General features: G+C 67.1%; 19 protein-coding genes. 10 read left to right on the top strand and 9 right to left on the bottom strand.

What is annotated here, in order from left to right; all coding sequences use genetic code 11:
• The first annotated feature begins 32 nt into the window (after positions 1–32).
• Positions 33–2693, top strand: a complete 2661-nt coding sequence (locus ABRP17_RS09940; RefSeq protein WP_349986467.1) for a sensor histidine kinase KdpD — start codon at positions 33–35, stop codon at positions 2691–2693.
• Positions 2677–3393, top strand: a complete 717-nt coding sequence (locus ABRP17_RS09935) for a response regulator transcription factor (RefSeq protein ID WP_349986466.1) — start codon at positions 2677–2679, stop codon at positions 3391–3393. The genes ABRP17_RS09940 and ABRP17_RS09935 overlap by 17 nt, the downstream gene beginning before the upstream one ends.
• Before the next feature lie 48 nt (positions 3394–3441).
• Here the strand turns inward: ABRP17_RS09935 and ABRP17_RS09930 are convergent, their stop codons facing one another.
• Genes ABRP17_RS09930 through coaBC form a run of 3 tightly spaced genes read right to left on the bottom strand, consistent with a single transcriptional unit; the run spans position 3442 to position 7545 of the window.
• Positions 3442–5778, bottom strand: coding sequence for a phosphomannomutase/phosphoglucomutase (locus ABRP17_RS09930; protein WP_349986465.1), 2337 nt, complete (start codon positions 5776–5778; stop codon positions 3442–3444).
• Positions 5779–5794: 16 nt separating this feature from the next.
• Positions 5795–6283: a dUTP diphosphatase gene (gene dut, locus ABRP17_RS09925; RefSeq protein ID WP_349986464.1), complete on the bottom strand. Its 489-nt coding sequence runs from the start codon at positions 6281–6283 to the stop codon at positions 5795–5797.
• Positions 6280–7545, bottom strand: a complete 1266-nt coding sequence (gene coaBC, locus ABRP17_RS09920; protein WP_188325818.1) for a bifunctional phosphopantothenoylcysteine decarboxylase/phosphopantothenate--cysteine ligase CoaBC — start codon at positions 7543–7545, stop codon at positions 6280–6282. Before coaBC ends, dut begins: the two co-directional genes overlap by 4 nt.
• A gap of 186 nt (positions 7546–7731) precedes the next feature.
• On the opposite strand from coaBC, the gene ABRP17_RS09915 reads away from it, so the two are divergent.
• The 4 genes from ABRP17_RS09915 to ABRP17_RS09900 all read left to right on the top strand — a co-directional run bounded on the left by ABRP17_RS09915 (position 7732) and on the right by ABRP17_RS09900 (position 11877).
• Positions 7732–8376 (top strand): response regulator transcription factor, encoded by a 645-nt coding sequence (locus ABRP17_RS09915; protein WP_188325817.1) that lies wholly within the window; start codon positions 7732–7734, stop codon positions 8374–8376.
• A 58-nt stretch (positions 8377–8434) separates the two neighbouring features.
• A complete protein-coding gene (gene radC, locus ABRP17_RS09910; protein WP_188325816.1) occupies positions 8435–9139 on the top strand; it encodes a DNA repair protein RadC in 705 nt (234 codons plus the stop codon).
• A 162-nt stretch (positions 9140–9301) separates the two neighbouring features.
• Positions 9302–10990, top strand: a complete 1689-nt coding sequence (gene argS / locus ABRP17_RS09905; RefSeq protein ID WP_188325815.1) for an arginine--tRNA ligase — start codon at positions 9302–9304, stop codon at positions 10988–10990.
• A 20-nt stretch (positions 10991–11010) separates the two neighbouring features.
• Positions 11011–11877 (top strand): SPOR domain-containing protein, encoded by an 867-nt coding sequence (locus ABRP17_RS09900; RefSeq protein ID WP_349986462.1) that lies wholly within the window; start codon positions 11011–11013, stop codon positions 11875–11877.
• A gap of 65 nt (positions 11878–11942) precedes the next feature.
• Here the strand turns inward: ABRP17_RS09900 and ABRP17_RS09895 are convergent, their stop codons facing one another.
• Positions 11943–12695 carry an SDR family NAD(P)-dependent oxidoreductase gene (locus ABRP17_RS09895; protein WP_349986461.1) on the bottom strand — a complete coding sequence of 251 codons (753 nt, stop codon included), beginning with the start codon at positions 12693–12695 and terminating at the stop codon, positions 11943–11945.
• Positions 12696–12773: 78 nt separating this feature from the next.
• Positions 12774–13268, bottom strand: coding sequence for a hypothetical protein (locus ABRP17_RS09890; protein ID WP_188325812.1), 495 nt, complete (start codon positions 13266–13268; stop codon positions 12774–12776).
• Positions 13269–13391: 123 nt separating this feature from the next.
• On the opposite strand from ABRP17_RS09890, the gene ABRP17_RS09885 reads away from it, so the two are divergent.
• Positions 13392–13871: a DUF1456 family protein gene (locus ABRP17_RS09885; RefSeq protein WP_188325811.1), complete on the top strand. Its 480-nt coding sequence runs from the start codon at positions 13392–13394 to the stop codon at positions 13869–13871.
• A gap of 113 nt (positions 13872–13984) precedes the next feature.
• Here the strand turns inward: ABRP17_RS09885 and ABRP17_RS09880 are convergent, their stop codons facing one another.
• Positions 13985–14668, bottom strand: a complete 684-nt coding sequence (locus ABRP17_RS09880; protein ID WP_349986459.1) for a TorF family putative porin — start codon at positions 14666–14668, stop codon at positions 13985–13987.
• A gap of 169 nt (positions 14669–14837) precedes the next feature.
• Here ABRP17_RS09880 and ABRP17_RS09875 point away from each other — a divergent pair, with 169 nt between their 5' ends.
• A complete protein-coding gene (locus ABRP17_RS09875; protein ID WP_188325809.1) occupies positions 14838–15227 on the top strand; it encodes a DUF6165 family protein in 390 nt (129 codons plus the stop codon).
• 92 nt (positions 15228–15319) lie between these two features.
• Here ABRP17_RS09875 and ABRP17_RS09870 read toward each other — a convergent pair whose 3' ends face one another.
• A complete protein-coding gene (locus ABRP17_RS09870; protein WP_188325808.1) occupies positions 15320–15895 on the bottom strand; it encodes an Ax21 family protein in 576 nt (191 codons plus the stop codon).
• Between the two features lie 322 nt (positions 15896–16217).
• On the opposite strand from ABRP17_RS09870, the gene ABRP17_RS09865 reads away from it, so the two are divergent.
• The gene (locus ABRP17_RS09865; protein WP_349986457.1) at positions 16218–16574 is read left to right on the top strand and encodes a DUF1428 domain-containing protein; all 357 of its coding nucleotides are present in this window, start codon (positions 16218–16220) and stop codon (positions 16572–16574) included.
• Between the two features lie 16 nt (positions 16575–16590).
• On the opposite strand, the gene ABRP17_RS09860 is transcribed toward ABRP17_RS09865, so the two are convergent.
• Positions 16591–17280, bottom strand: coding sequence for a hypothetical protein (locus ABRP17_RS09860; protein ID WP_349986455.1), 690 nt, complete (start codon positions 17278–17280; stop codon positions 16591–16593).
• A 112-nt stretch (positions 17281–17392) separates the two neighbouring features.
• Complete coding sequence (locus ABRP17_RS09855) at positions 17393–18406, bottom strand: histone (protein WP_349986453.1); 1014 nt, start codon at positions 18404–18406, stop codon at positions 17393–17395.
• Between the two features lie 467 nt (positions 18407–18873).
• Between ABRP17_RS09855 and ABRP17_RS09850 the strand changes: the two genes are divergently transcribed.
• Entirely contained in the window at positions 18874–20301 is a 1428-nt protein-coding gene (locus tag ABRP17_RS09850) for a Do family serine endopeptidase (RefSeq protein WP_188325804.1), read from the top strand.
• Positions 20302–20395 lie beyond the last annotated feature (94 nt).

Here is a 20395-nt window from a genome sequence, read left to right as displayed (position 1 = left end):
GTGGCGCACCGTGCTGGCGCACAATCAGCGCCATGACCGATTCCCGCAGCCGCCAGGCCGATGCCCTCATCGAAGGACTGCAGCGCGATGCCGGGGGCAGGCTGACCGTGTTCCTCGGCGCGGCACCGGGCGTGGGCAAGACCTTCAGCATGCTCACGCGTGCGCAGGAACAGCTGCGGCGCGGCGTGGACCTGGTGGCGGGCGTCGTGGAAACCCATGGCCGCGCCGAGACCGCCGCGCTGCTGCACGGCGTGCCCACGCTGCCGCAGCGACAGCTGACCTACCGCGACCGGACGCTGCAGGAAATGGACCTGGACGCCATCGTGCAGCGCGCGCCCGCGCTGGTGCTGGTGGACGAACTGGCCCATCGCAATGCACCGGGCAGCCGCCATGAACGTCGATGGCAGGATGTGCTGGAGCTGCTGGATGCCGGCATCGATGTGTGGACCACGGTCAACATCCAGCATCTGGAAAGCCTCAATGACGTCGTCCTGCGCATCACCGGCATCCGGGTCACCGAAACCGTGCCCGATGTCGTGCTGGATCGACTGCACGACATCGTGCTGGTCGACCTGCCGCCGCGCGAACTGATCGCACGCCTGCAGCAGGGCAAGGTCTACATACCGGAACAGGCCTCGCAGGCACTGCAGTCTTTTTTCTCCACCGCCAACCTGACCGCGCTGCGCGAACTGGCGATGCAGGAAGCGGCCGACCGCGTCGACAGCAGCCTGCGCGAGGTCCGCGCCGCGGGCGGGGAGGCGGCCTTGCCCTTGCGCCGACGCGTGCTGGTGGCGATCGATGGGGCTGGGCAGAGCGAGTATCTGGTCCGCGTGGCACGGCGCATCGCCGAGCGCCGCGATGCGCCGTGGACCGTGGTCACCGTGCAACGACGGCGCGCCGACGAAGCGACCCAGCGTGAGATCGACGCGGCGTTCGCGCTCGCACGCCGGCTGGGGGCGGACGCTGAACTACTGCATGGCGCCAGCGTGGCTGACGCGTTGCTGGACCATGCCGCACAGAACAACGTATCGACGCTGCTGCTGGGGCGTACGCGCGAACGCCCACTGGCCCGGATGCTCAACCGGACGCTCACCCAGCAGCTGATCCAGCATGGCGCGCACTACGAGATCACCATCATCAGCACGCCGCGCGCGCGCGCCAGGTCGCGGCGTGATCGCCAGCTGTCGCCCTCACCGGGCCAAGGCATGGAAATGCTGCAGGCCCTGGTCGCGTGCACCCTCGCCTGCGCGGTGGCGTGGGTCGCCGAACGCTGGGTGGGCATGGCGGATCTGTCGATGGTGTTCATTGTCGCGGTGGTGCTGGTCGCCGCCCGTACCCGCGCGAGCGCTGCGGTGCTCGCCGCCGGCCTGTGCTTCCTGGCGTACAACTTCCTGTTCATCGCACCGCGCTTCACCTTCGCCATCAGTGCGCGGCAAGGCGTGATCACCGTCTTTCTGTTCCTGGCTGCGGCGCTGGTGGCGGGCCGCCTTGCGTCACGCCTGCGCATGCAGGTGGTCGCGTTGCGCGCTGCCAACCGGCATGCACATGCCCGCCAGCAGCTGGGCCTGCAGCTCACCCGCGCCGCCAGCATTGAAGCCGTGGCCAGCGCCGGACGGCAAGCCCTGGAGCAGGCCTTGGAGGCACCGGCATGGCTTCGTATCGGCAGCGACGTGGCTCGCAGTGGCAGCGCCGTGCCGGGCGATACGGACCTGGCCGCCGCCGACTGGTCGCAGCGCCAAGGGCAGGCCAGCGGCCGCTTCACCGATACCTTGGCCGGCGCACGGTGGTGGTGCCTCCCCCTGCTGGATGGCGACGCACGCTGCATCGGCGTGGCGGCGCTGTGCTTTCCGCAGGGGCTGGCGCGGTTGGCACCGGAACAACGGCAGCTGGCGATGGCGATGGTGGACGACATTGCCCAGGCCGCGCTGCGTACGCGCCTGGTGGCCGAGCTGGAACAGGCCCACGTCAGCAACGAGACCGAACGACTGCGCTCGGCGCTGTTGTCATCGGTCTCCCATGACCTGCGTTCGCCGCTTGCCGCAATGATCGGGTCGGCCGACAGCCTGGCCAGCTATGGCGAGGCGATGGATGGCAGCGACCGCCGTGCGCTGCTGGACACCATCATGCTGGAAGGCGAACGCCTGGACCGCTACATCCAGAACCTGCTGGACATGACCCGGCTCGGCCATGACGGGCTGACGATCAACCGCGACTGGATCGGCGTGGACGAGCTGGTCGGCTCGGCCGCACGACGGCTGCAGCGTTACCAGCCGACGGTGCAATTGGTACTGGACATCCCGCCGTCACTTGCCCCGATCTGGGTGCATCCAGCACTGGTCGAACAGGCCCTGTTCAACGTGATGGAAAACGCCGCGAAGTTTTCCCCGCCGGGGGCGCCGGTCACGGTCAGCGCGCGGTTGCAGGGCGCCACGCTGGTGGTCGACGTGCTCGACCATGGGCCTGGCATCCCGGCCGATGAGCGGGCCCGCATCTTCGATATGTTCTACAGCGTGGAACGCGGTGATCGCGGCCGCCACGGCACCGGGCTGGGCCTGGCCATCTGCCAGGGCATGATCGGCGCACATGGAGGCAGCGTGCAGGCGCTGGCAGGACAGGACGGACGCGGTACGCTGATACGGATTTCGCTGCCTCTGCTCACCCCTGCCGGTCACCCCGATGCCGCTGCCGCCTGACACCGCTCCCTCCATTCCCCCCGCCTGCGTGCTGGTCATCGACGATGAAGCGCAGATCCGTCGCTTCCTGGATATCAGCCTGCGTGCGCAGGGCTATCGGGTGGTGCAGGCCGCCAGCGGCTTGGAAGGGCTTGAACGACTGGTGGAGGAGCACGTGGACCTGGTGATCCTGGATATCGGCCTGCCGGACCGGGAAGGGCACGAGGTGCTGGCCGACCTCCGGCAGTGGAGCCAGGTGCCGGTGATCATGCTGACGGTCCGCGCAGGCGAAGCAGAAAAGGTGCGTGCGCTGGATGCCGGGGCCAACGACTACGTGACCAAGCCGTTTGGCACGCAGGAGCTGATGGCACGCGTACGGATGCTGCTGCGCACGCGCGCGTTGCCGCTCGATGGCCAGCCGCCGGTGTTCGACGATGGGCATCTGCGCATCGACCTGGTGCGCCGCGAGGTGACGTTGGAGGGGGTGCCCGTCACCCTGACACGCAAGGAGTACGCCCTGTTGTCGCTGCTGCTGGTGAATGCCGGCCGGGTGGTGACGCAGCCGCAGATCCTGAAGGACATCTGGGGGCCGACCCATCAGCACGATACGCATTACCTGCGGATCCTGGTCGGCAAGCTTCGGCAGAAGCTGGGCGATTCCGCGCTGCACTCGCGCTATCTGTTCACCGAACCGGGCGTGGGATTGCGGTTCAAGGGGTAGGCGCCGCTGCGCTCGCCGACCATGGGTCGGCGCTACCGAAGCAGGGCGCTACCAGGTACCGAGGTCCTGGTCACCCAGCAGGGGCTGCAGCTGTGCGCGGAACTGGGCCTTGATGCGCTCCAGTGCCGCATCGGTGTCGGCCTCGAAACGCAGCACCAGCACCGGGGTGGTGTTGGACGCGCGCACCAGGCCCCACCCGTCGGCGAAGTCGACACGCAGACCGTCGATCGTGGAGATGCGGCCGCCGACAAACGGGTTCTCCGGCGCCTGCGCCGCACTGACCACCAGCGATACGAGCGCGTGCGGCGTGCCATCGGCAACGGGCACCTTGATCTCCGGCGTGGAGAGGCTCTGCGGCAGTTCCTCCAGCACCTCCTGCGGCGTCTCCTCGCGCAGGGCAAGGATCTCCAACAGGCGCGCGGCGGCATACAGGCCATCGTCGAAACCGAACCAGCGCTCGCGGAAGAAGAAGTGGCCGCTCATCTCGCCGGCCAGCTCCGCATCCGTCTCGGCCATCCGTGCTTTGATCAGCGAATGTCCGGTCTTCCACATCATCGGGCTGCCGCCATGGCGCAGCACGAAGTCGGCCAGCTTGCCGGTGCACTTCACGTCATAGATCACCATCGCACCCGGATTGCGCAGCAGCACGTCGGCGGCGAAGAGCATCAGCAGGCGGTCGGCGAAGATGATCGTGCCGTCCGGCGTGACCACGCCAAGGCGATCACCATCACCGTCGAAGGCGATACCCAGGTCCGCACCGAAACGCTTCACCGTCTGCACGAGGTCCTGCAGGTTTTCGGGCACGCTTGGATCGGGATGGTGGTTGGGGAAGGTGCCATCCACATCGCAGTACAGCGGGATGACTTCCGCGCCGATGGCTTCCAGCAGCGGCTGCACCAGGGCACCGGCCACGCCGTTGCCCGCATCGGCCACGACCTTCAAGGGCCGTTCCAGCTGCACGTCGTCGGCGATGCGCCGCACGTACTCATCGTTCACTTCGCGCTGCTGGTAGTTGCCGGGCGTCGCGGCCTGGGTCAAGCGGCCCTCGACGATGCGCGTGTACAGCGCGGTGACCGCGTCGCCGGACAAGGTCTGGCCCGCGATCACGATCTTGAAGCCGTTGTACTCCGGCGGATTGTGGCTGCCGGTCACCGCGACGCAGCTGCCGGTACGCAGGTGATGGCTGGCGAAGTACACCACCGGTGTGGGTGCCAGGCCGATGTCGATGACATCGCAGCCCGCGCGGCGAAGCCCTTCGGCCAGGCCGGCGGCAAGCTCCGGGCCCGACAGGCGACCATCACGACCGATCACGACTTCGCGCAGGCCCTGCTCCACCACTTCACTGCCGATGGCCTGGCCGATCAGCGCGGCCACCTTGGGGCTCAGCTCATCACCGACCACGCCACGGATGTCGTACGCACGGAAAATGCCTGCCGCCAGCGTAGCGGCGGCGGCCGGCGGCGTGACGGGCCTGCTGTCATCCAGCGCGGGCGCGTCTGCTTCGGTGTCGACGGCGGTCTGCGCCAGGCTTTCGCGCAGGGTCAATCCGTGTTCTTCGGCCGCGGTGCGCGATGTGCGCGAGGGCAATGGCAGGCGCGACTTGCCCACCACCACCAGCACGGCAACCAGCACCAGCAACAGGGCCACGATGGAACAGCCGAGCGGCCCCAGTCCCAGCGGACCGGCCTCGATGGAGGGCACCCCGGCGGCCAGCCGCAGGCTGCTGCCCTTGATCGGGCGCGCCAGCACTTCACCACTGTCGGCAAGCGCTGGGTTACCGCGCTCGAGCACGTTGAAACTTCCCTGGCGCAGCGCGAGGTAGCCGCTCGCCGGCGCCTGCACGGCATCCAGCGGTCCGGTGAGCTGCATCAGCGGCTGCTGTACGTAGACCACGGCAGCCTCTTCCGGGCCAAGCGGGACACGCGCGGCCAATCCGAACCGCGCGCCCTCTTTTGCACGCACCACCCGGGCAACCGGCGCCTCCGCGCCCAGTGCGGCCTCCAGCAAGGCGAGACGCGCGTACCCAAAGGCCGGCGGATCCGCGTAGGCGCTGTCCAGCGTGCCATTCCACACCTGCACGTCTTCGACGCCGGTCCAGCTTTCACGTAATGCCATTGCCGCAGCGGTCGTGTCGCCGGCCTGCAGGGCCTGCTGCACCCGCGGCGCCTGCAACTGCCTGGCGAACTGCTGCACCTGACCGTCCAGCGCTTGTTGCAGTCCCTGCACGGCGGTATCGCGCGCCTGTTCCAGCTGCGTGCCGGTATGCGTCTGCCGCCATTGTTGCGCGGCACTCCAACCGAACCACCCAGCCAACAACAGCAGCAGCACCGCCAACAACGGTCCCGTGCGCCCGCTTGCCGCTACTCCCTTCCCCTTGCCGATCATCCTGTCCCCCGAGAGTTCAGCGCACTCCGGTATGGCCGAATCCACCCGCGCCGCGCATGCTGTCGCTGAAAGTATCCACTACCTGAAGGCCGACGCGCACGATCGGCAGTACGACCAATTGCGCGATCCGGTCACCGGGCTCGATGGTGAAGGCATCGCGGCCCCGGTTCCAGACGCTGATCAACAGCGGTCCCTGGTAATCGGCATCGATGAGGCCGGTCCCGTTGCCCAGCACGATGCCGTGGCGGTGGCCCAGCCCGGACCGTGGCAGGATCACCGCACACAGGTTCGGATCGGCTACGTGGATGGACAGCCCGCTGGGCACCAGCGCGGTGTCACCCGGCTGCAGGGTCAGCGCGGTTTCCAGCGCCGCACGCAGGTCCATGCCGGCGCTGGCTTCGGTGGCGTAGGCCGGCAATGGCCAGCTGTCGCCGAAGCGCGGATCAAGCAGCTTCACCTGCAAGGGCTGCAGGGACGGCGTGGCGGGACGGGATGCGGTGGTCATGCTTTGAGCCTTTGCGCGATGAGGGCGAGGAGGTGGGTGGCCAGTTCGGTCTTCGAGGTGGCCGGGAATACCTGCTCGCCCCCCTGCCAGTAGGCCGTGGCGGCGTTGTCGTCACTCTCGAATCCGCCCGTGCCCTGCCCCACCTGGTTGGCGATCACCAGATCCAGACGCTTGTCGACCAGCTTGCCGCGCGCGTACTTCTCCACGTCGTGGGTTTCCGCGGCGAACCCGACGACCAGCTTCAACGACTGGGTCTGGGTGGCGACCTCGGCCAGGATGTCGGGCGTACGCACCAGGTCGATCACCAGTGACTGGCTGTCGGCGGTTTTCTTCAGCTTCTGCGGTGCTACGTGACGCGGCGTGTAATCGGAAACGGCGGCCGCCCCGATGTAGATGTCGGCGGGCAGTGCGCCGAGTACCGCATCGCGCATCTGCGCCGCCGAACGCACGTCGATGCGCTGCACGCCTGCCGGCGTGGCCAGATGGACCGGCCCACTGACCAGCACCACGCTGGCGCCCAGCCGGGCGGCGGCGGCGGCGAGCGCATAGCCCATCTTGCCGCTGCTGCGGTTGCCGACGTAGCGGACCGGATCGATGTCTTCATACGTCGGCCCGGCACTGATCACAACGCGCAGGCCTGCCAACTGGCTGCCGGCAACCGCTTGCTGCGTGTCCGCGTCAGCGCGTTCGGCGGCCACCAGCGCGGCCACGATGTCATCCGGCTCGGCCAGCCGGCCGGGACCGGACTCGCCTTCGGCCAGCGGACCGTCCACCGGCCCGACCACCTGCGCACCGCGCGCGCGCAGCAGCCCGATGTTCGCCTGCGTGGCCGGATGCAGCCACATGCGGTGGTTCATCGCCGGGCACACGGTGAGGGCTGCGGTACTGGCCAGGCACAGCGTGGTGACCAGATCGTCGGCATGCCCCTGCGCCAGCCGAGCCAGCAGGTCGGCGGTGGCGGGAGCGATCACGATGCGATCGGCCCAGCGCGCCAGCTCGATATGGCCCATCGCCTGTTCGGCCGCGCTGTCCCACAGGGTGGTCCGCGTGGGATGCCCGGACAGCGCCTGGAAACTCAGCGGCGTGACGAACTGCTGGGCACCCGCGGTCATCGCGACCTGCACCTGCGCACCTGCATCACGCAGCCGGCGCACCAGCTCCAGCGACTTGTAGGCCGCGATTCCGCCACCGACACACAGCAGCACCCGACGCCCTTGCAAAGGGCGCGGCGGTGCCGGGGAAGCCTTGGGTGAGTCAGCCACCGGAAAAATCCTATGCGCGCAAAGACATTAGCTTAGCCGAAAGCCCCGTAGACCCCCTATTTGAGGAGATATGACCGACGGATATAAGGACATGTATGGCAGCATCAAACGAAGCCGGATGTCGCCCCCGCCGCTTGCAACAAGCGGGCGTCTGTTATCGGTTCCGCACCAGCGCAGGACGTCTTTTTGTATATCCGGACCATCATCGCCGACGATCATCCGATCATCCTGTACGGTGCCCGCGTGGTCCTGCAGAACGCACAGATCGACGTGGTCGGCGAGGCGCCAGGCGGTGAAACGCTGCTCGCCCTGCTGTCCCGGCAGCCCTGCGACGTTGTCTTGACCGACCTGACCATGCCCGGCGAAGGGCTGGACGGACCCGAGCTGCTGGACCGCATCCGGACCGATCATCCCGACCTGCCGCTGGTGGTACTCACCGGCACCGCCAGCCCGAGCGTGCTGGCCATGCTGCTGGGAAGCGGCGTGCGCGGCGCGCTGGACAAGGCCGTCGACTTCGACGAACTGGCACAGGCGGTACGCACGGCGGCTTCCGGCCAGACCTATGTGTCGCAGCACCTGCGCTCCCATCTGGAAGCCCGCGACCTCGCCCACCGGACGCGCCCGGCTAGCCTGTCGCCCGGTGAATGCGAGGTGCTGGAGGGCCTGCGGGTGGGCCTGAGCATCAACGCCATCGCCCAGCGTCGTGGCCGCAGTCCGAAGACCGTCAGCCGGCAGAAGTCCGACGCGATGCGGAAGCTGGGGCTGACCGGCAACCATGAGCTGCATGCCTTCCTGCAGACTTGCCCGATCCGGGTCCCTGCCAAGGTCTGAAGCGGCGACACGCCGGTACCTGATGGGCCGCCGCCTGCGGTCACCGCACACTGCCGGCATGGCAATCCATGACTGGCCCCCCAATGAGCGCCCCCGCGAACGACTCCTGGCCAAAGGCCCCGGCGCGCTGTCCGAAGCCGAGCTGCTGGCCCTCTTCCTCGGCTCCGGCACGCGTGGCCAGGATGCGGTGCAGACCGCCCGCGCCCTGCTCGGCGCGCACGGCCCGCTGCGTCGCCTGCTGGACCTCCCCGCCGCCCAGCTGGCACGGCTGCCGGGACTGGGGCCGGCCCGCAGCTGCGCGCTGGTGGCCGGACTGGAGCTCGCCCAGCGTCATCTCGCCGCCCGTCTCGGCGAACGCGAGGTGGTCGGACATTCACCGGCGGTGGCAGCCCATTATCTGCAGCACCGGTTGCGCGGACGCCCCAACGAGGTGTTCGCGGCGCTGTTCATGGACAACCAGCACCGTCTGCTGGCCTATGAAGAACTGTTCCAGGGCACGATCAATGCGGCGTCGGTCCATCCGCGCGAGGTTGTCCGCCGCGCCATGGCCCACAACGCCGCAGCGGTGATCGTCAGCCACAATCATCCCTCCGGCCATGCGGAACCGTCCTCGGCCGACCATGACGCGACCCATGCGCTGCAGCAGGCGCTGGCGGTCATGGACATCCGCCTGCTGGACCATCTGGTCATCGGCGAAGGCCCCCCTGTGTCGTTTGCTGAACGCGGTTGGTTGTTGCCTGTCGCCGCCCGCACGCCCCGCTAGCGCCGGGCCAGGGCGGCCAGACCCGCCCACGCCACGGGGATCGACGGCGGCTGCGGCGGCCCCAGCTGAGCGCCACCACGCTGCGACGTACGGTTGCTGCCGCCGTGGGGGGACAGATCGGCTAAAATGGGGGATTCCGCCGCTCACTTCACAGCAGGCCTCGTGAAAAATCTCCTCCGCGCCCTGATCAGCCAAGGCATCGAAGCCCTGCGCGCCAATGGCACCCTGCCCGTCGACTCCCTGCCGCCGGAATTCGTGGTCGAACGCCCGAAGACCCGGGAACACGGCGACTTCGCCACCAATGCCGCGATGCTGCTGGCCAAGGCTGCGCGCAGCAATCCGCGCGCCATCGCCCAGGCGTTGGTAGAGGCGTTGCCGAACAGCACCGATGTCAGCAAGGTCGAGATCGCAGGCCCCGGCTTCATCAATTTCCACCTCGCGGCCAGCGCGTTCCAGCGCGAGGCCGTCAGCGTGATCAAGGAAGGTGTCGACTACGGTCGCAACCTGTCCGGCAATGGCCGTACGGTCGGCGTGGAGTATGTGTCCGCCAACCCGACCGGACCGTTGCACGTCGGCCACGGCCGTGCCGCCGCGATCGGTGACTGCGTTGCCCGCGTGCTGGATGCCAATGGCTGGAACGCCAAGCGCGAGTTCTATTACAACGATGCCGGCGTGCAGATCGAGAACCTCGCCCTGTCCACCCACGCACGGGTCAAGGGCATCAAGCCCGACGAGCCCGGCTGGCCGGAAGGCGGCTACCGCGGCGATTACATCCAGGACGTGGCCGACGCGTACATGCGCGGCGCCAGCGTCGACCTGGAAGGCACCATGGTGGTCGGCGCCAAGGATCCCGACGACATGGCGGCACTTCGTCGTTTCGCCGTGGCCTACCTGCGCAACGAGCAGAATCTCGACCTGGCCGCATTCGGCGTGGATTTCGACATCTATTTCCTGGAAAGCTCGCTGTACAACGACGGCAAAGTCGCCGAAGCGGTGCAGCGCCTGCAGGAGTCGGGACATACCTATGAGGAAGGCGGCGCGCTGTGGCTGCGCTCGACCGACTTCGGTGACGACAAGGACCGCGTGATGCGCAAGTCCGACGGCACCTTCACCTACTTCGTCCCGGACGTGGCCTATCACCTGACCAAGTGGCAGCGCGGCTACGAGCGCGCCATCACTGAACTGGGCGCAGACCATCACGGCTCGCTGTCGCGCGTTCGCGCCGGCCTGCAGGCAATGGGCGTGGGTATCCCGCAGGGCTGGCCCGAGTACGTGCTGCACCAGATGGTGACGGTGATGCGTGGCGGCGAAGAGGTGAAGCTGTCCAAGCGCGCCGGCAGCTACTTCACCCTGCGCGACCTGATCGAGGAAGCCGGCCGCGATGCGACCCGTTGGTTCCTGATCGCGCGCAAGCCGGACTCGCAGCTGACTTTCGACATCGATCTGGCGCGGCAGCAGAGCAACGACAATCCGGTGTTCTACGTGCAGTACGCCCATGCCCGCGTGTGCAGCCTGCTTCGCCAGGCGAACGAGAAGGGAATGGGGTATTCACAGGAGCAGGGACTGACCGCGCTGCGTACGCTGGACGACGAGTCGTCGCTGAACCTGATGAATGAAATCTCGCGGTATCCGGAGGTGGTGGAAGCCGCCGGCATTGCGCTGGAACCGCATCTGGTCGCGCAGTACCTGCGTGAATTGGCACACGCGTTCCACACGTGGTATCACGGGACGCCGGTGCTGGTGGAAGACGCCGCCGACCGCGATGCCAAGCTCACCCTCGCCTGCGCGACGCGCCAGGTGCTGAGCAATGGCCTCGAACTCCTGGGCGTGGGCGCCCCGGAAAAAATGTAAGCACTGGAGACGTAGTAGACATGGCAGCACGACGCGGCAAAAGTCAGGCACGGCGCAACAGCAGCCAGGGAACGCCGGGATGGGTGTGGCTGATCGCCGGCGTGGCGATTGCCGCGGTGGTGTTCCTGGCCGCACCGAATCTGTTCAAAGGCGATGCCGACGGCTTCCTGCGTGCGGGCCCGCGCCCGGACCCGAATGCGCAGCCGGCGCCGGTAGCCGAGGCCGAGGGCGACGTGGGTTCGCAGGTGGAAACGCCTGCGGCGGCGAAGCCGGCCGAGCCCGCCAAGCCCGCCGCGACGCAGTACGACTTCTACACGCTGCTGCCCGGCAAGGAAGTGGAGATGTCCGACGCGGAACTGGCTGCCAGCGCGCGTGCCGAAGACCAGCGTCGGGTGCGGACGGAAGCGCAGCGCGCGCAGGCGGCGCTGGAAGGCAAGCCGGTACCGCCCGCTGCGGCCCCCGCGCCGTCGTCCACGGCGGCAACGAACACGGCAGGCACGGCCACCGCGCCGGCCAGCACGGCCCTGCCCGCCCCATTGAATGAGCGTCCGGCGTCGCCCCCGCCGGCGGCCGCCACGCCGGTAGCCAGCGCGCCTGCTGCTGCCCCCAACGCAACGGCAGCACCCGCGCCGGCCATCGCCGCTGCGGAAAGCAACGTGCGCTACATCCTGCAGGCCGGCGCCTTCGGTGCGTCGGGTGATGCCGAAGCGACCAAGGCCAAGCTGGCCATGATCGGCCTGCCGGCCCGCGTGGAATCGGCCCAGATCAACGGCAAGACGGTCTATCGTGTACGGATGGGGCCTTACGGCACCGCCGGCGAGCTGTCAGAAGCCAAGCAGAAGGTAGACGGTACCGGCCTGCAGGCGATGGCGATCAAGGCACAGTAACCGGCCGCCCGGGATCGGATCCCTTTCGTCCAGCGAAAGGAATCCGATCCCTGCTGCGTTCGGGGTCAGCCTTCGCGGGCGACCTGAAAACCGGCGAAGGACTGGCTGACCGGCATCACTTCCAAGCGGTTGATGTTGAGGTGCGACGGCAGGCTGGCCACCCAGAAGATCTGCTCGGCGATATCGTCGGCCGTCATCGGATTGGCACCGGTATACAGCTTGTCCGACGCCGCCTGGTCGCCGTGCGTACGCACCACGGTGAACTCGGTCTCCGCCATGCCCGGTTCAATGGTGGTCACCCGCACGCCACTGCCGTGCAGGTCCGCGCGCAGGCCCAGCGAGAACTGGCTGACGAATGCTTTGGTGCCGCCGTAGGCATTGCCACCCGGATACGGGTAGACGCCGGCCACGGACGAAATATTGATGATGGCGCCCTTGCGCGCGACCAGTTGCGGCAGCAGGCGGTGGGTCAGCGTGACCAGCGCCGTGACATTGGTGTCGATCATCGTGCGCCAGTCTTCCAGACGGGCCAGCTGGGCAGGCGCGGTGCCCTGCGCCAGGCCCGCGTTGTTCACCAGCAGATCGATCTGCGCGAACGCCGGCGGCAACGCCGCGAGCGCGGCATCCATCGCCTCTGCATCGCGCACGTCGAATACGGCGGCGTGTACCCGGTCAGCCCCGTAGGTGTCCACCAGCGGCTGCAGTCGTTCGCTGCGACGGCCGGTCGCGATGACGTTCCAGCCCGCCTTGGCAAAGCGATGGACGGCAGCGGCACCGAAGCCGGAGGTGGCGCCGGTGATCAGGGCAGTACGGGTCATCTGGCAACTCCATGGGGTCAGGCGGACATTCTGTCACTGTCGGCCAGCGCCTGTGTTGCCGGATCGGTTGCGGTGCGCTCAGCGTACGCGGAACACGCGCGCCTTCGGCAGGTCCGGATCGACCTGCAGGAACCAGCGGCCGGCGATGCCGGGCACCACTTCGATCTGCGGATCCTGCACGGCATGTCGCAGGGTCATCCGCCCCTTCAACACCTGCCATTGCTGGCCGTTGTCCAGGGTGAACAGCGTGCCCGGCTCCCACCCGGCGATGGTGCCGGTGGCGCGTGCCTTGATGGGCCCCTCGTCCAGGCCGATATGCATGGGGGCAGGCCGTGGCGACGCATCCGCCGCCGACGGGACGCCGGCGCGGGCGACGTCCGGCACGGTCTGCGGATGCGCGGCTTCTGTGTCCTGCAGCAGCCGGTTCAGCGCATCAAGCTGCGCCGTGCTCAGTCCGATATCGGCCAGCTTCGTCGGGTCGACCCGCTGCTGCAGTGGCACGAAGGCAGGCTGCGCCCAGGCCGGAGATGCCAGCATCAGGGCCGCCAAGGCAAGGAAAAAGCGAGCGCGCATCGGGGGTCCTGCTGCAGAGGGTCACAGCGCGCACTGTGCTGCAGTTCCGTGACCGCCGGATGACAGCGGATGGGGACGGTACAATGGTGGTCCCGGTACGCCGTACCGGTGGTGTGGAAGATCATGATCAACAACGATGTCCTGCGCAGCCTGCGCTTTGCCCTCGACCTGAGCGACAACCACATTGTGGTGCTGTGCGAACTGGCCGATCCCGCCTTTCCGGTGACTGCCGAGCAGGTCAATGCCTGGTTGAAGCAGGAAAACGAAGCAGGCTTCGAACCCTGCAGCGATGAGGCGCTGGCCCATGTGCTGGACGGCCTGATCGTGCACCTGCGCGGCCGCGACGAGACCCAGCCACAGCGCGCCATCGAGACGCGCATCGACAACAACCTGATCCTGAAGAAGCTGCGTGTTGCTTTCCAGCTGCGGGACGTGGACCTGCACGAGATTTTCGTCGACGCCGGCTTCGCCGTGACCAAGCCGGAGCTGAGCGCCGTGTTCCGCCAGCGCGACCACAAGAACTTCCGCAAAGCCGGCGACCAGCTGCTGCGGTATTTCCTGAAGGGCCTGGTACTGCGGGTGCGCGGCGCGGCGAACGGGTAAGACACCCTCGCGCCGCCCTGTAACGAACGCGCACGGTAGCGCCGAGCCCCGCCCGGCGGGCGACATCAGGGCGCCGCGACGGACGGGCGGCCGGGCACGGCTCGGCGCTGCGGCTAGAAGCTGGCCTGCAGCGCCAGTTCCAGACGGCCGCCGGCATTGCCGGGGAACACGGTGCGGGCAGCGCCGTCGGTAGCGTGGCCAGTGACGCGCAGTTCCCAGCGTTCGGCCATCGCGCGGATCAGGCTGACCTGCACATGCTGGTAGTTGCGCGCCTGCGCGCTGGCCAGCCAATAGCGGCCGTAGACGGCCTCCAGGCGCGTGTCAGCCCCCAGCGGGAGGCGTCCACCGATCTGTGCATAGGTACCGGCGTCACCACCGGCCAGGGCATCGCGCGAATGCGCCAACTGCAGCCACGCGCGTTGCCGGTAGGTCGCCGTGGCGGACAGTTCGGTCCAGTCCAGCGCGCGTCCAGTAGCGGGGTAGACGTAGCGCACGACGCTGCCGTCCAGGCCCCATGCGGGCGTCAGATCACCGCTCCACCCCAGTGCCGCATCGAACTCGCTACGCGCACCGACGTCCGGCGTGAACGCGACATTCGATCCCCACACACTGGCATACAGCCCATTGCGCGCGCTGAGCCGCACGCCCGCCTGCACCGCGGGATCGCCACCGGTCTGCGAGCTGCCACGCCAGACATAGTCGCTGGCCAAGGCCAGGCTTCCGCTGCCCGATGCGCCCGCAGTGGCCTGCGCCCCCATCCCTGCCACCAGCAGTCCCGCCGCTGTGTACCTGCGCATCCCATCCCACTTCATGCTGCTGTCCTGTGCAATGACGGCAGGGCCGTCGGAGCTGGGCAGTGTGGAAGGACGGGGCGTAACCGATCGATGGCGCCGGCCCCGGTTGCGCGCAAAGACGACGTAAAGTCCGCGCGCGCTATCATGGCCCACTGTTCAACGGAGCACCTGCGTGGACGCGATCCTGACCCCTGTATCGATCGGCGAGCTGATCGACAAGATCACCATCCTGGAAATCAAGGCCGAACGCATCTCGGATGCGGACAAACTGGCCAACATACGCACCGAACTGGACGGCTTGCTGCCGTTGTTCGCCGCGCAACGCAGCAGTCAGCCGGCGCTGGATGCCCTGAAGCAGCAGCTGAAGGCCATCAACGAGCGCATGTGGGATATCCAGGACCAGCTACGCGACAAAGAAGCGGCGCAGGTGTTCGACGACGCCTTCGTGCAGCTCGCGCGCGGTGTCTATGGCACCAACGGCGAACGTGTGCAGGTGAAGAACGAGATCAACCGGGTCGCCGGTTCGGCGCTGGTGGAAGAAAAACAGTACCAGGGCGAGTAACGCGCAGGCCGTGTGCTGGAACGGAAAAGGCCCGGCAATTGCCGGGCCTTTTCGTCATACGCGGGGCGTGCACGTGGCACGCGCGCAGGGTCTTACCAGCTGAAGCGCGGGCCGACCGACCATTCCTTGTCGCCATCACGGTTCATCTTGATGTCGCCGTTGATGCCCCAGTTCTGGTTGAGCTTGACCTGGGCACCCAGGCGACCGTACCACTGGCCTTCCGGATTGACGCCCTTCTTCTTGTCGTAATCTTCGTAGCCGCCCATCGCGTAGACCTCGGCATGCTCACCGAACGCGGTACGGATACCGGCTTCAGTGCTCCAGCCATTGAAGTCCAGGTTCGAACCCTTCAGGTTGCGGTTGTTGTAAGCCGCACGTGCCACGAAGTCGGTCGACGGCGCGATTTCGACGTTGTAGCCGACGCCCAGGCGCCACTGGTCCAGGTCGGTCTTGGTTGCGTCCAGTTCCTGCTGGCTGTACTCACCGAACACATGCATGTTCGGCAGCACGCCGTAGGAACCCTTCACGCCCCAACCATCGGCCTTCAGCGCATCGGCCTGGGTCTTCACGTAATCAGCTTCGGCGTAGTTGTACGACAGGTTCTCAGCGGCCGAAGCAGCGAACGGCAGGGCAGTGGCCAGAGCCAGGGCAATCAGCGAAGTCTTCATGGGGGTACAACCTCTTGTCTTTCTGGTTTTGTTGCAGCAGCGCCAGAGCGCCGTCGCATCGGGTATGTAAAGTTTCCGTTTTTTGACCTAACCCCATCCTGAAAGCAGAAATGTGATTTTGGGGCTGTATTCAGCTGTTTTCAGGCATACGCGCGCGCCTTTCATTTCCAAGCGTGCAGAGGGCGTTCACGGCAGACGCCCGCCGCGCGGCGTAAACAGACGGGAAAGCGCATCCATCGCGGCTGCAGCGTGTCGATTTCCGTCGCCTGGGTTCGTCATACCCATGAAGGCACTGCGTCCGCAGGCCAGCAGGAGCAACGCCATGAGCTACATCGACGGGTTCGTTCTCGCCGTACCTACGGCGAACAAGCAGGCTTTCATCGACCACGCGCGTACGGGCGACTCGGTGGTCATGGAGTTCGGTGCGACACGGGTGGTCGAATGCTGGGGCGATGACGTCCAGCGCGGCAAGCTGACCGATTTCTTCGGTGCCGTACAGGCCAAGGACGACGAAACCGTCGTGTTTTCCTGGATCGAGTGGCCGGACAAGGCCACGCGCGATGCCGGCATGAAGAAGATGATGGACGACCCGCGCATGGATCCGGCAACCAACCCCATGCCCTTCGACGGCAAGCGGATGATCTATGGCGGCTTCGTGCCGGTGGTCGAGTTGCCGTAAGAGAGGGTGGCCGTTTTCAGGGTGCGCGTGGATCCGGCTCGTCGCTGGCGGGCGCACCCATCGCCATGCCTGCCCCCATGCCCCCCATGGCGCCCATGCCGGCGCCCCCCGCGCCACCGCCGCCCTTGCCGGCACCACCGCGTTCGCCGCCATCGCCGCGGCCCTTGCCTGCCCCACCGCCACTGCTGGCGGGGCGGGTCGGGCCCTGCAGTGGAATGGCCAGGCCGGCCGGGATGGGCGCAAGATCCAGCGCCTCACGGACGAAGTCGCGCAGTGACAGCACCAGCTCGTGGGTATGCACCGGTCGCCCCTGCGCAAGTTCGGTCGCCGCGTGGGCCGCCAGCCGCACCTGCTCGTCGGTGCCCAGCAGCAGGATGTCCGACAGGGCGGCTTCGACGGCATCGCGGATGCGACGCGCCCGATCCGATCCGGGTTCCATCACACCGTCCACATGCGCGCGCTCGCGCAGTTGCCGCAGGTGGGCAGGGCTGACGTCCAGGTCGCCGGTGAACGATCCGCCCAACGTCTTGTAGGCGGCCATCAGCGTGCGCAGGCGTTCGTTGATCTGCCGGTTCTCGCGCTCGCGGCGTGCCTGCAGGGTCTGCATCACCAACAGGCGGATGCCTACGCCGAGCAGGGTGATGATTGCCAGCCCACCCAGGGTGGACAGCACGGCTTGCCAGGAACTGAAATCGAGACCGCGCATCGGGCCATGCCTCGCAAAGGGAGGTGCCCATGATGCCCTGCACGCTGTGTGCAACGGCATCATCGTCCGCTCCCCTGCCCACCGACGGGCGGCAGGGGATACGGCCACGCGCTTACTTGGCGCGCTTGGTCGCGCCCTTGCGTGCGGCAACCTTCTTCGCCGGCGCCTTGCGCGCTACGGCTTTCTTCGCCGGTGCGGCCTTGCGGGCAACGGTCTTCTTGGCGACAGCCGTCTTCTTGCCCACTGCCTTCTTCACCGGTGCGGCTTTGCGCGCGACGGTCTTCTTGGCAACAGCGCTCTTCTTGGCGACGGTCTTGCGGGCAACGGCGGACTTCTTGCCGACAGCCTTCTTGGCAGCAACGGTCTTCTTGCCAACGGTCTTGCGGGCAACCGCTACCTTCCTGGTCGCCGTCTTCTTGGCGACAGCGGTCTTCTTGCCGACAGCCTTCTTGGCAACAGCCGTCTTCTTGCCCACTGCCTTCTTGGCGACAGACTTCTTGGCGACAGCCTTCTTGGCCACGGCGACCTTCTTGCCGATGGTCTTCTTGGCAACAGCGGCCTTCCTGGTTGCGGTCTTCTTGGCCACGGCAACCTTCTTGCCGACGGTCTTCTTGGCAACAGCGGCCTTCCTGGTCGCGGTCTTCTTGGCCACGGCGACCTTCTTGCCGACGGTCTTCTTGGCAACAGCGGCCTTCTTGGTCGCGGTCTTCTTGGCTACGGCCACCTTCTTGGTCGCGGTCTTCTTCACTGCAGCTGCTTTCTTGGTCACGGCCTTGGTGGCGGCGGCCTTCTTCTTGGCGACCGTCTTGGTCAGCGCAGCGGCTTCAGCCTGGGCGTTCTTCTTGGCCGTTTCCAGCTTCTGGCGCGCCTTGGAGAGTGACTTGCCGACCGACTTGGCTGCATCGTCTGCCTTCTTTGCCACGGCCTTTTCGACCTTGGCGACCGACTTCTTCGCCGCGGCGACGCGGGTGGTTGCCGCCTTGCGAACACGCTTGGCCGTCGTCTTGACCGCAGCCACGGCGTCCTCGGCAGTGTGGGCGATGGTCTCGCCAACGTTGCTTGCAGCTTCTTTCACGTTCTCGACGGTTTCGCTCAGCGTCGTCGTCACACCATTACCGTTGCTCATGATTTGCCCTCCTGGGGGGCTGGAATGTCAAAACGGAGGCGATGCTATACCGGCAGCCTGCATCGTGGAACGGGAAACTGCGCACGTGCAAGCAACCGTTGGGGCCCTACGTGCCGCAGATGCACCGCATGCGCGATCACCAACATCGATAAAACAGCGCTTTTATGCTGGTTTCCAGCAAATACCGTGGTACCGGAGGCAACAGAGCGGACCTGCCTGCAGCGCACCCGGCGTGACATGCGAAGCGCGCATCGACATCGGTGTTTGCGCGGAATTGCGCAACTTTGCCAGCAGCAAGCGACCACTTTCATGGCATGTTTAGTCCTTGCGGGAGACACTGCGGCAGCCCCTCCCGGGCAACGCAGCCACCCAACTGCATGGTGTGCATCGCCAGGTCTCGACGCTGCCGCCGCGATCACGCAAGCTCGCTCCATCCACTACCTGTTCCTGCACGGACCACGATTCCCATGCGACCGATTCCGACCCTGCTTACGCTCGCGCTGGCCGCTGCCTTCGGCGGCTTCGTTGCCACCGGCATCAACGCACACCTGGATAACCGCGCCGAAGCCGCGCCTGCGCCGGTGAGCATCCCGACGACGACCGCGCTGCCGGCTTCGGTCGCAGGCCAGCCCGTACCCTCGCTGGCGCCGATGCTGGAGAAAGTCACCCCTGCCGTGGTCAGCGTCAACACCAAGCAGGTCGTGCGGGTGCGCAATCCCTTCTTCGACGATCCGTTCTTCCGCCGCCTGTTCCCCGACGTCCCGCAGGAGCGGATCAACGAGTCGCTGGGCTCGGGCGTGATCATCGACGCGGCCGAGGGATTGGTGCTGACCAACCACCATGTCATCGACAACGCCGACGATGTGCAGGTCACGCTGTCCGATGGGCGCACCGTAAAGGCCGAGTTCCTGGGCTCCGACGCCGACACCGACATCGCGCTGATCCGGATTCCCGCCGATGGGCTCACCGCCATCAGCCTCGGCAACAGTGACCAGCTGCGCGTGGGCGACTTCGTGGTGGCGATCGGCAATCCCTTCGGCTTCACCCAGACGGTGACCTCGGGCATCGTGTCGGCCGTCGGCCGCAGCGGCATCCGTGGGCTCGGTTACCAGAATTTCATCCAGACCGATGCATCGATCAACCCGGGCAACTCCGGTGGTGCACTGGTCAACCTGCAGGGGCAGTTGGTGGGCATCAACACCGCCAGCTTCAATCCGCAGGGCAGCATGGCTGGCAACATCGGCCTCGGCCTGGCCATCCCCTCCAACCTGGCACGCAACGTCGTCGACCAGCTGGTCAAACATGGCGTGGTGGTGCGTGGCACGCTGGGTATCGAAAGCCAGAATCTGACGCCTCAGTTGGCGCAGGGGCTGGGCTTGTCCGAGTCGCGTGGTGCGCTGGTCAGCCGCGTGCTGGCTGGATCGGCCGCCGCGGCGGCAGGGGTGCGCGCCGGTGATGTCGTGCTCAGCGCCAACGGACAGCGGGTGGACAGCGCACAGGCGCTTCACAACATCGAAGGGCTGGCGGCGGTGGGCAGCACCATGGCCCTTGAACTGCGCCGCGATGGCAAACCCCTGCAGTTGAAGGCGACGTTGAAGGAACAGGCGCGCGCCATCGCCGGCGACACCCTCGATCCGCGCCTGGGCGGCGCCACGTTCATCGACCTGCCCGAGTCACTGCGGCAGTCGGGCATCAGCGGGGTGCTGGTCAACGAGGTCACGCGTGGCAGCCGGGCTGCCGCTTCCGGCTTGGCCAAGGGCGACATCGTCACCGAGGCCAGCGCCGGTGAGTTCGCCGACCTGGCGAGCTGGAAAGCCAACTTCCAGCAGCGCCCGCCGCAGCTGGTGCTGCGCATCGTGCGCGGCAATGCCCGTGGGCAGTTGGTCATGCGCTGACGGCATGCCCTACCGTAACGCCCCCTATACCCGGGCGGTGGTATCCATGTCGTCCGTGGCCATTCCGCTTCCCGGATGGCGGCTGCCAATCCCA

The organism is Stenotrophomonas sp. WHRI 8082, assembly GCF_040223995.2.
Taxonomy (GTDB): domain Bacteria; phylum Pseudomonadota; class Gammaproteobacteria; order Xanthomonadales; family Xanthomonadaceae; genus Stenotrophomonas.
The sequence above is the reverse complement of the archived record's forward strand: the minus strand, read 5'-3'. Positions and strand labels throughout refer to the sequence as shown.

Excerpts from the sequence above, each read along its gene's own strand:
- ABRP17_RS09940 (WP_349986467.1), top strand. The coding sequence starts at position 33 with ATGACCGATTCCCGCAGCCGCCAGGCCGATGCCCTCATCGAAGGACTG.
- ABRP17_RS09935 (WP_349986466.1), top strand. The coding sequence starts at position 2,677 with ATGCCGCTGCCGCCTGACACCGCTCCCTCCATTCCCCCCGCCTGCGTG.
- ABRP17_RS09930 (WP_349986465.1), bottom strand. The coding sequence starts at position 5,778 with ATGATCGGCAAGGGGAAGGGAGTAGCGGCAAGCGGGCGCACGGGACCG.
- dut (WP_349986464.1), bottom strand. The coding sequence starts at position 6,283 with ATGACCACCGCATCCCGTCCCGCCACGCCGTCCCTGCAGCCCTTGCAG.
- radC (WP_188325816.1), top strand. The coding sequence starts at position 8,435 with ATGGCAATCCATGACTGGCCCCCCAATGAGCGCCCCCGCGAACGACTC.
- ABRP17_RS09900 (WP_349986462.1), top strand. The coding sequence starts at position 11,011 with ATGGCAGCACGACGCGGCAAAAGTCAGGCACGGCGCAACAGCAGCCAG.
- ABRP17_RS09895 (WP_349986461.1), bottom strand. The coding sequence starts at position 12,695 with ATGACCCGTACTGCCCTGATCACCGGCGCCACCTCCGGCTTCGGTGCC.
- ABRP17_RS09890 (WP_188325812.1), bottom strand. The coding sequence starts at position 13,268 with ATGCGCGCTCGCTTTTTCCTTGCCTTGGCGGCCCTGATGCTGGCATCT.
- ABRP17_RS09885 (WP_188325811.1), top strand. The coding sequence starts at position 13,392 with ATGATCAACAACGATGTCCTGCGCAGCCTGCGCTTTGCCCTCGACCTG.
- ABRP17_RS09880 (WP_349986459.1), bottom strand. The coding sequence starts at position 14,668 with ATGCGCAGGTACACAGCGGCGGGACTGCTGGTGGCAGGGATGGGGGCG.
- ABRP17_RS09870 (WP_188325808.1), bottom strand. The coding sequence starts at position 15,895 with ATGAAGACTTCGCTGATTGCCCTGGCTCTGGCCACTGCCCTGCCGTTC.
- ABRP17_RS09865 (WP_349986457.1), top strand. The coding sequence starts at position 16,218 with ATGAGCTACATCGACGGGTTCGTTCTCGCCGTACCTACGGCGAACAAG.
- ABRP17_RS09860 (WP_349986455.1), bottom strand. The coding sequence starts at position 17,280 with ATGCGCGGTCTCGATTTCAGTTCCTGGCAAGCCGTGCTGTCCACCCTG.
- ABRP17_RS09855 (WP_349986453.1), bottom strand. The coding sequence starts at position 18,406 with ATGAGCAACGGTAATGGTGTGACGACGACGCTGAGCGAAACCGTCGAG.
- ABRP17_RS09850 (WP_188325804.1), top strand. The coding sequence starts at position 18,874 with ATGCGACCGATTCCGACCCTGCTTACGCTCGCGCTGGCCGCTGCCTTC.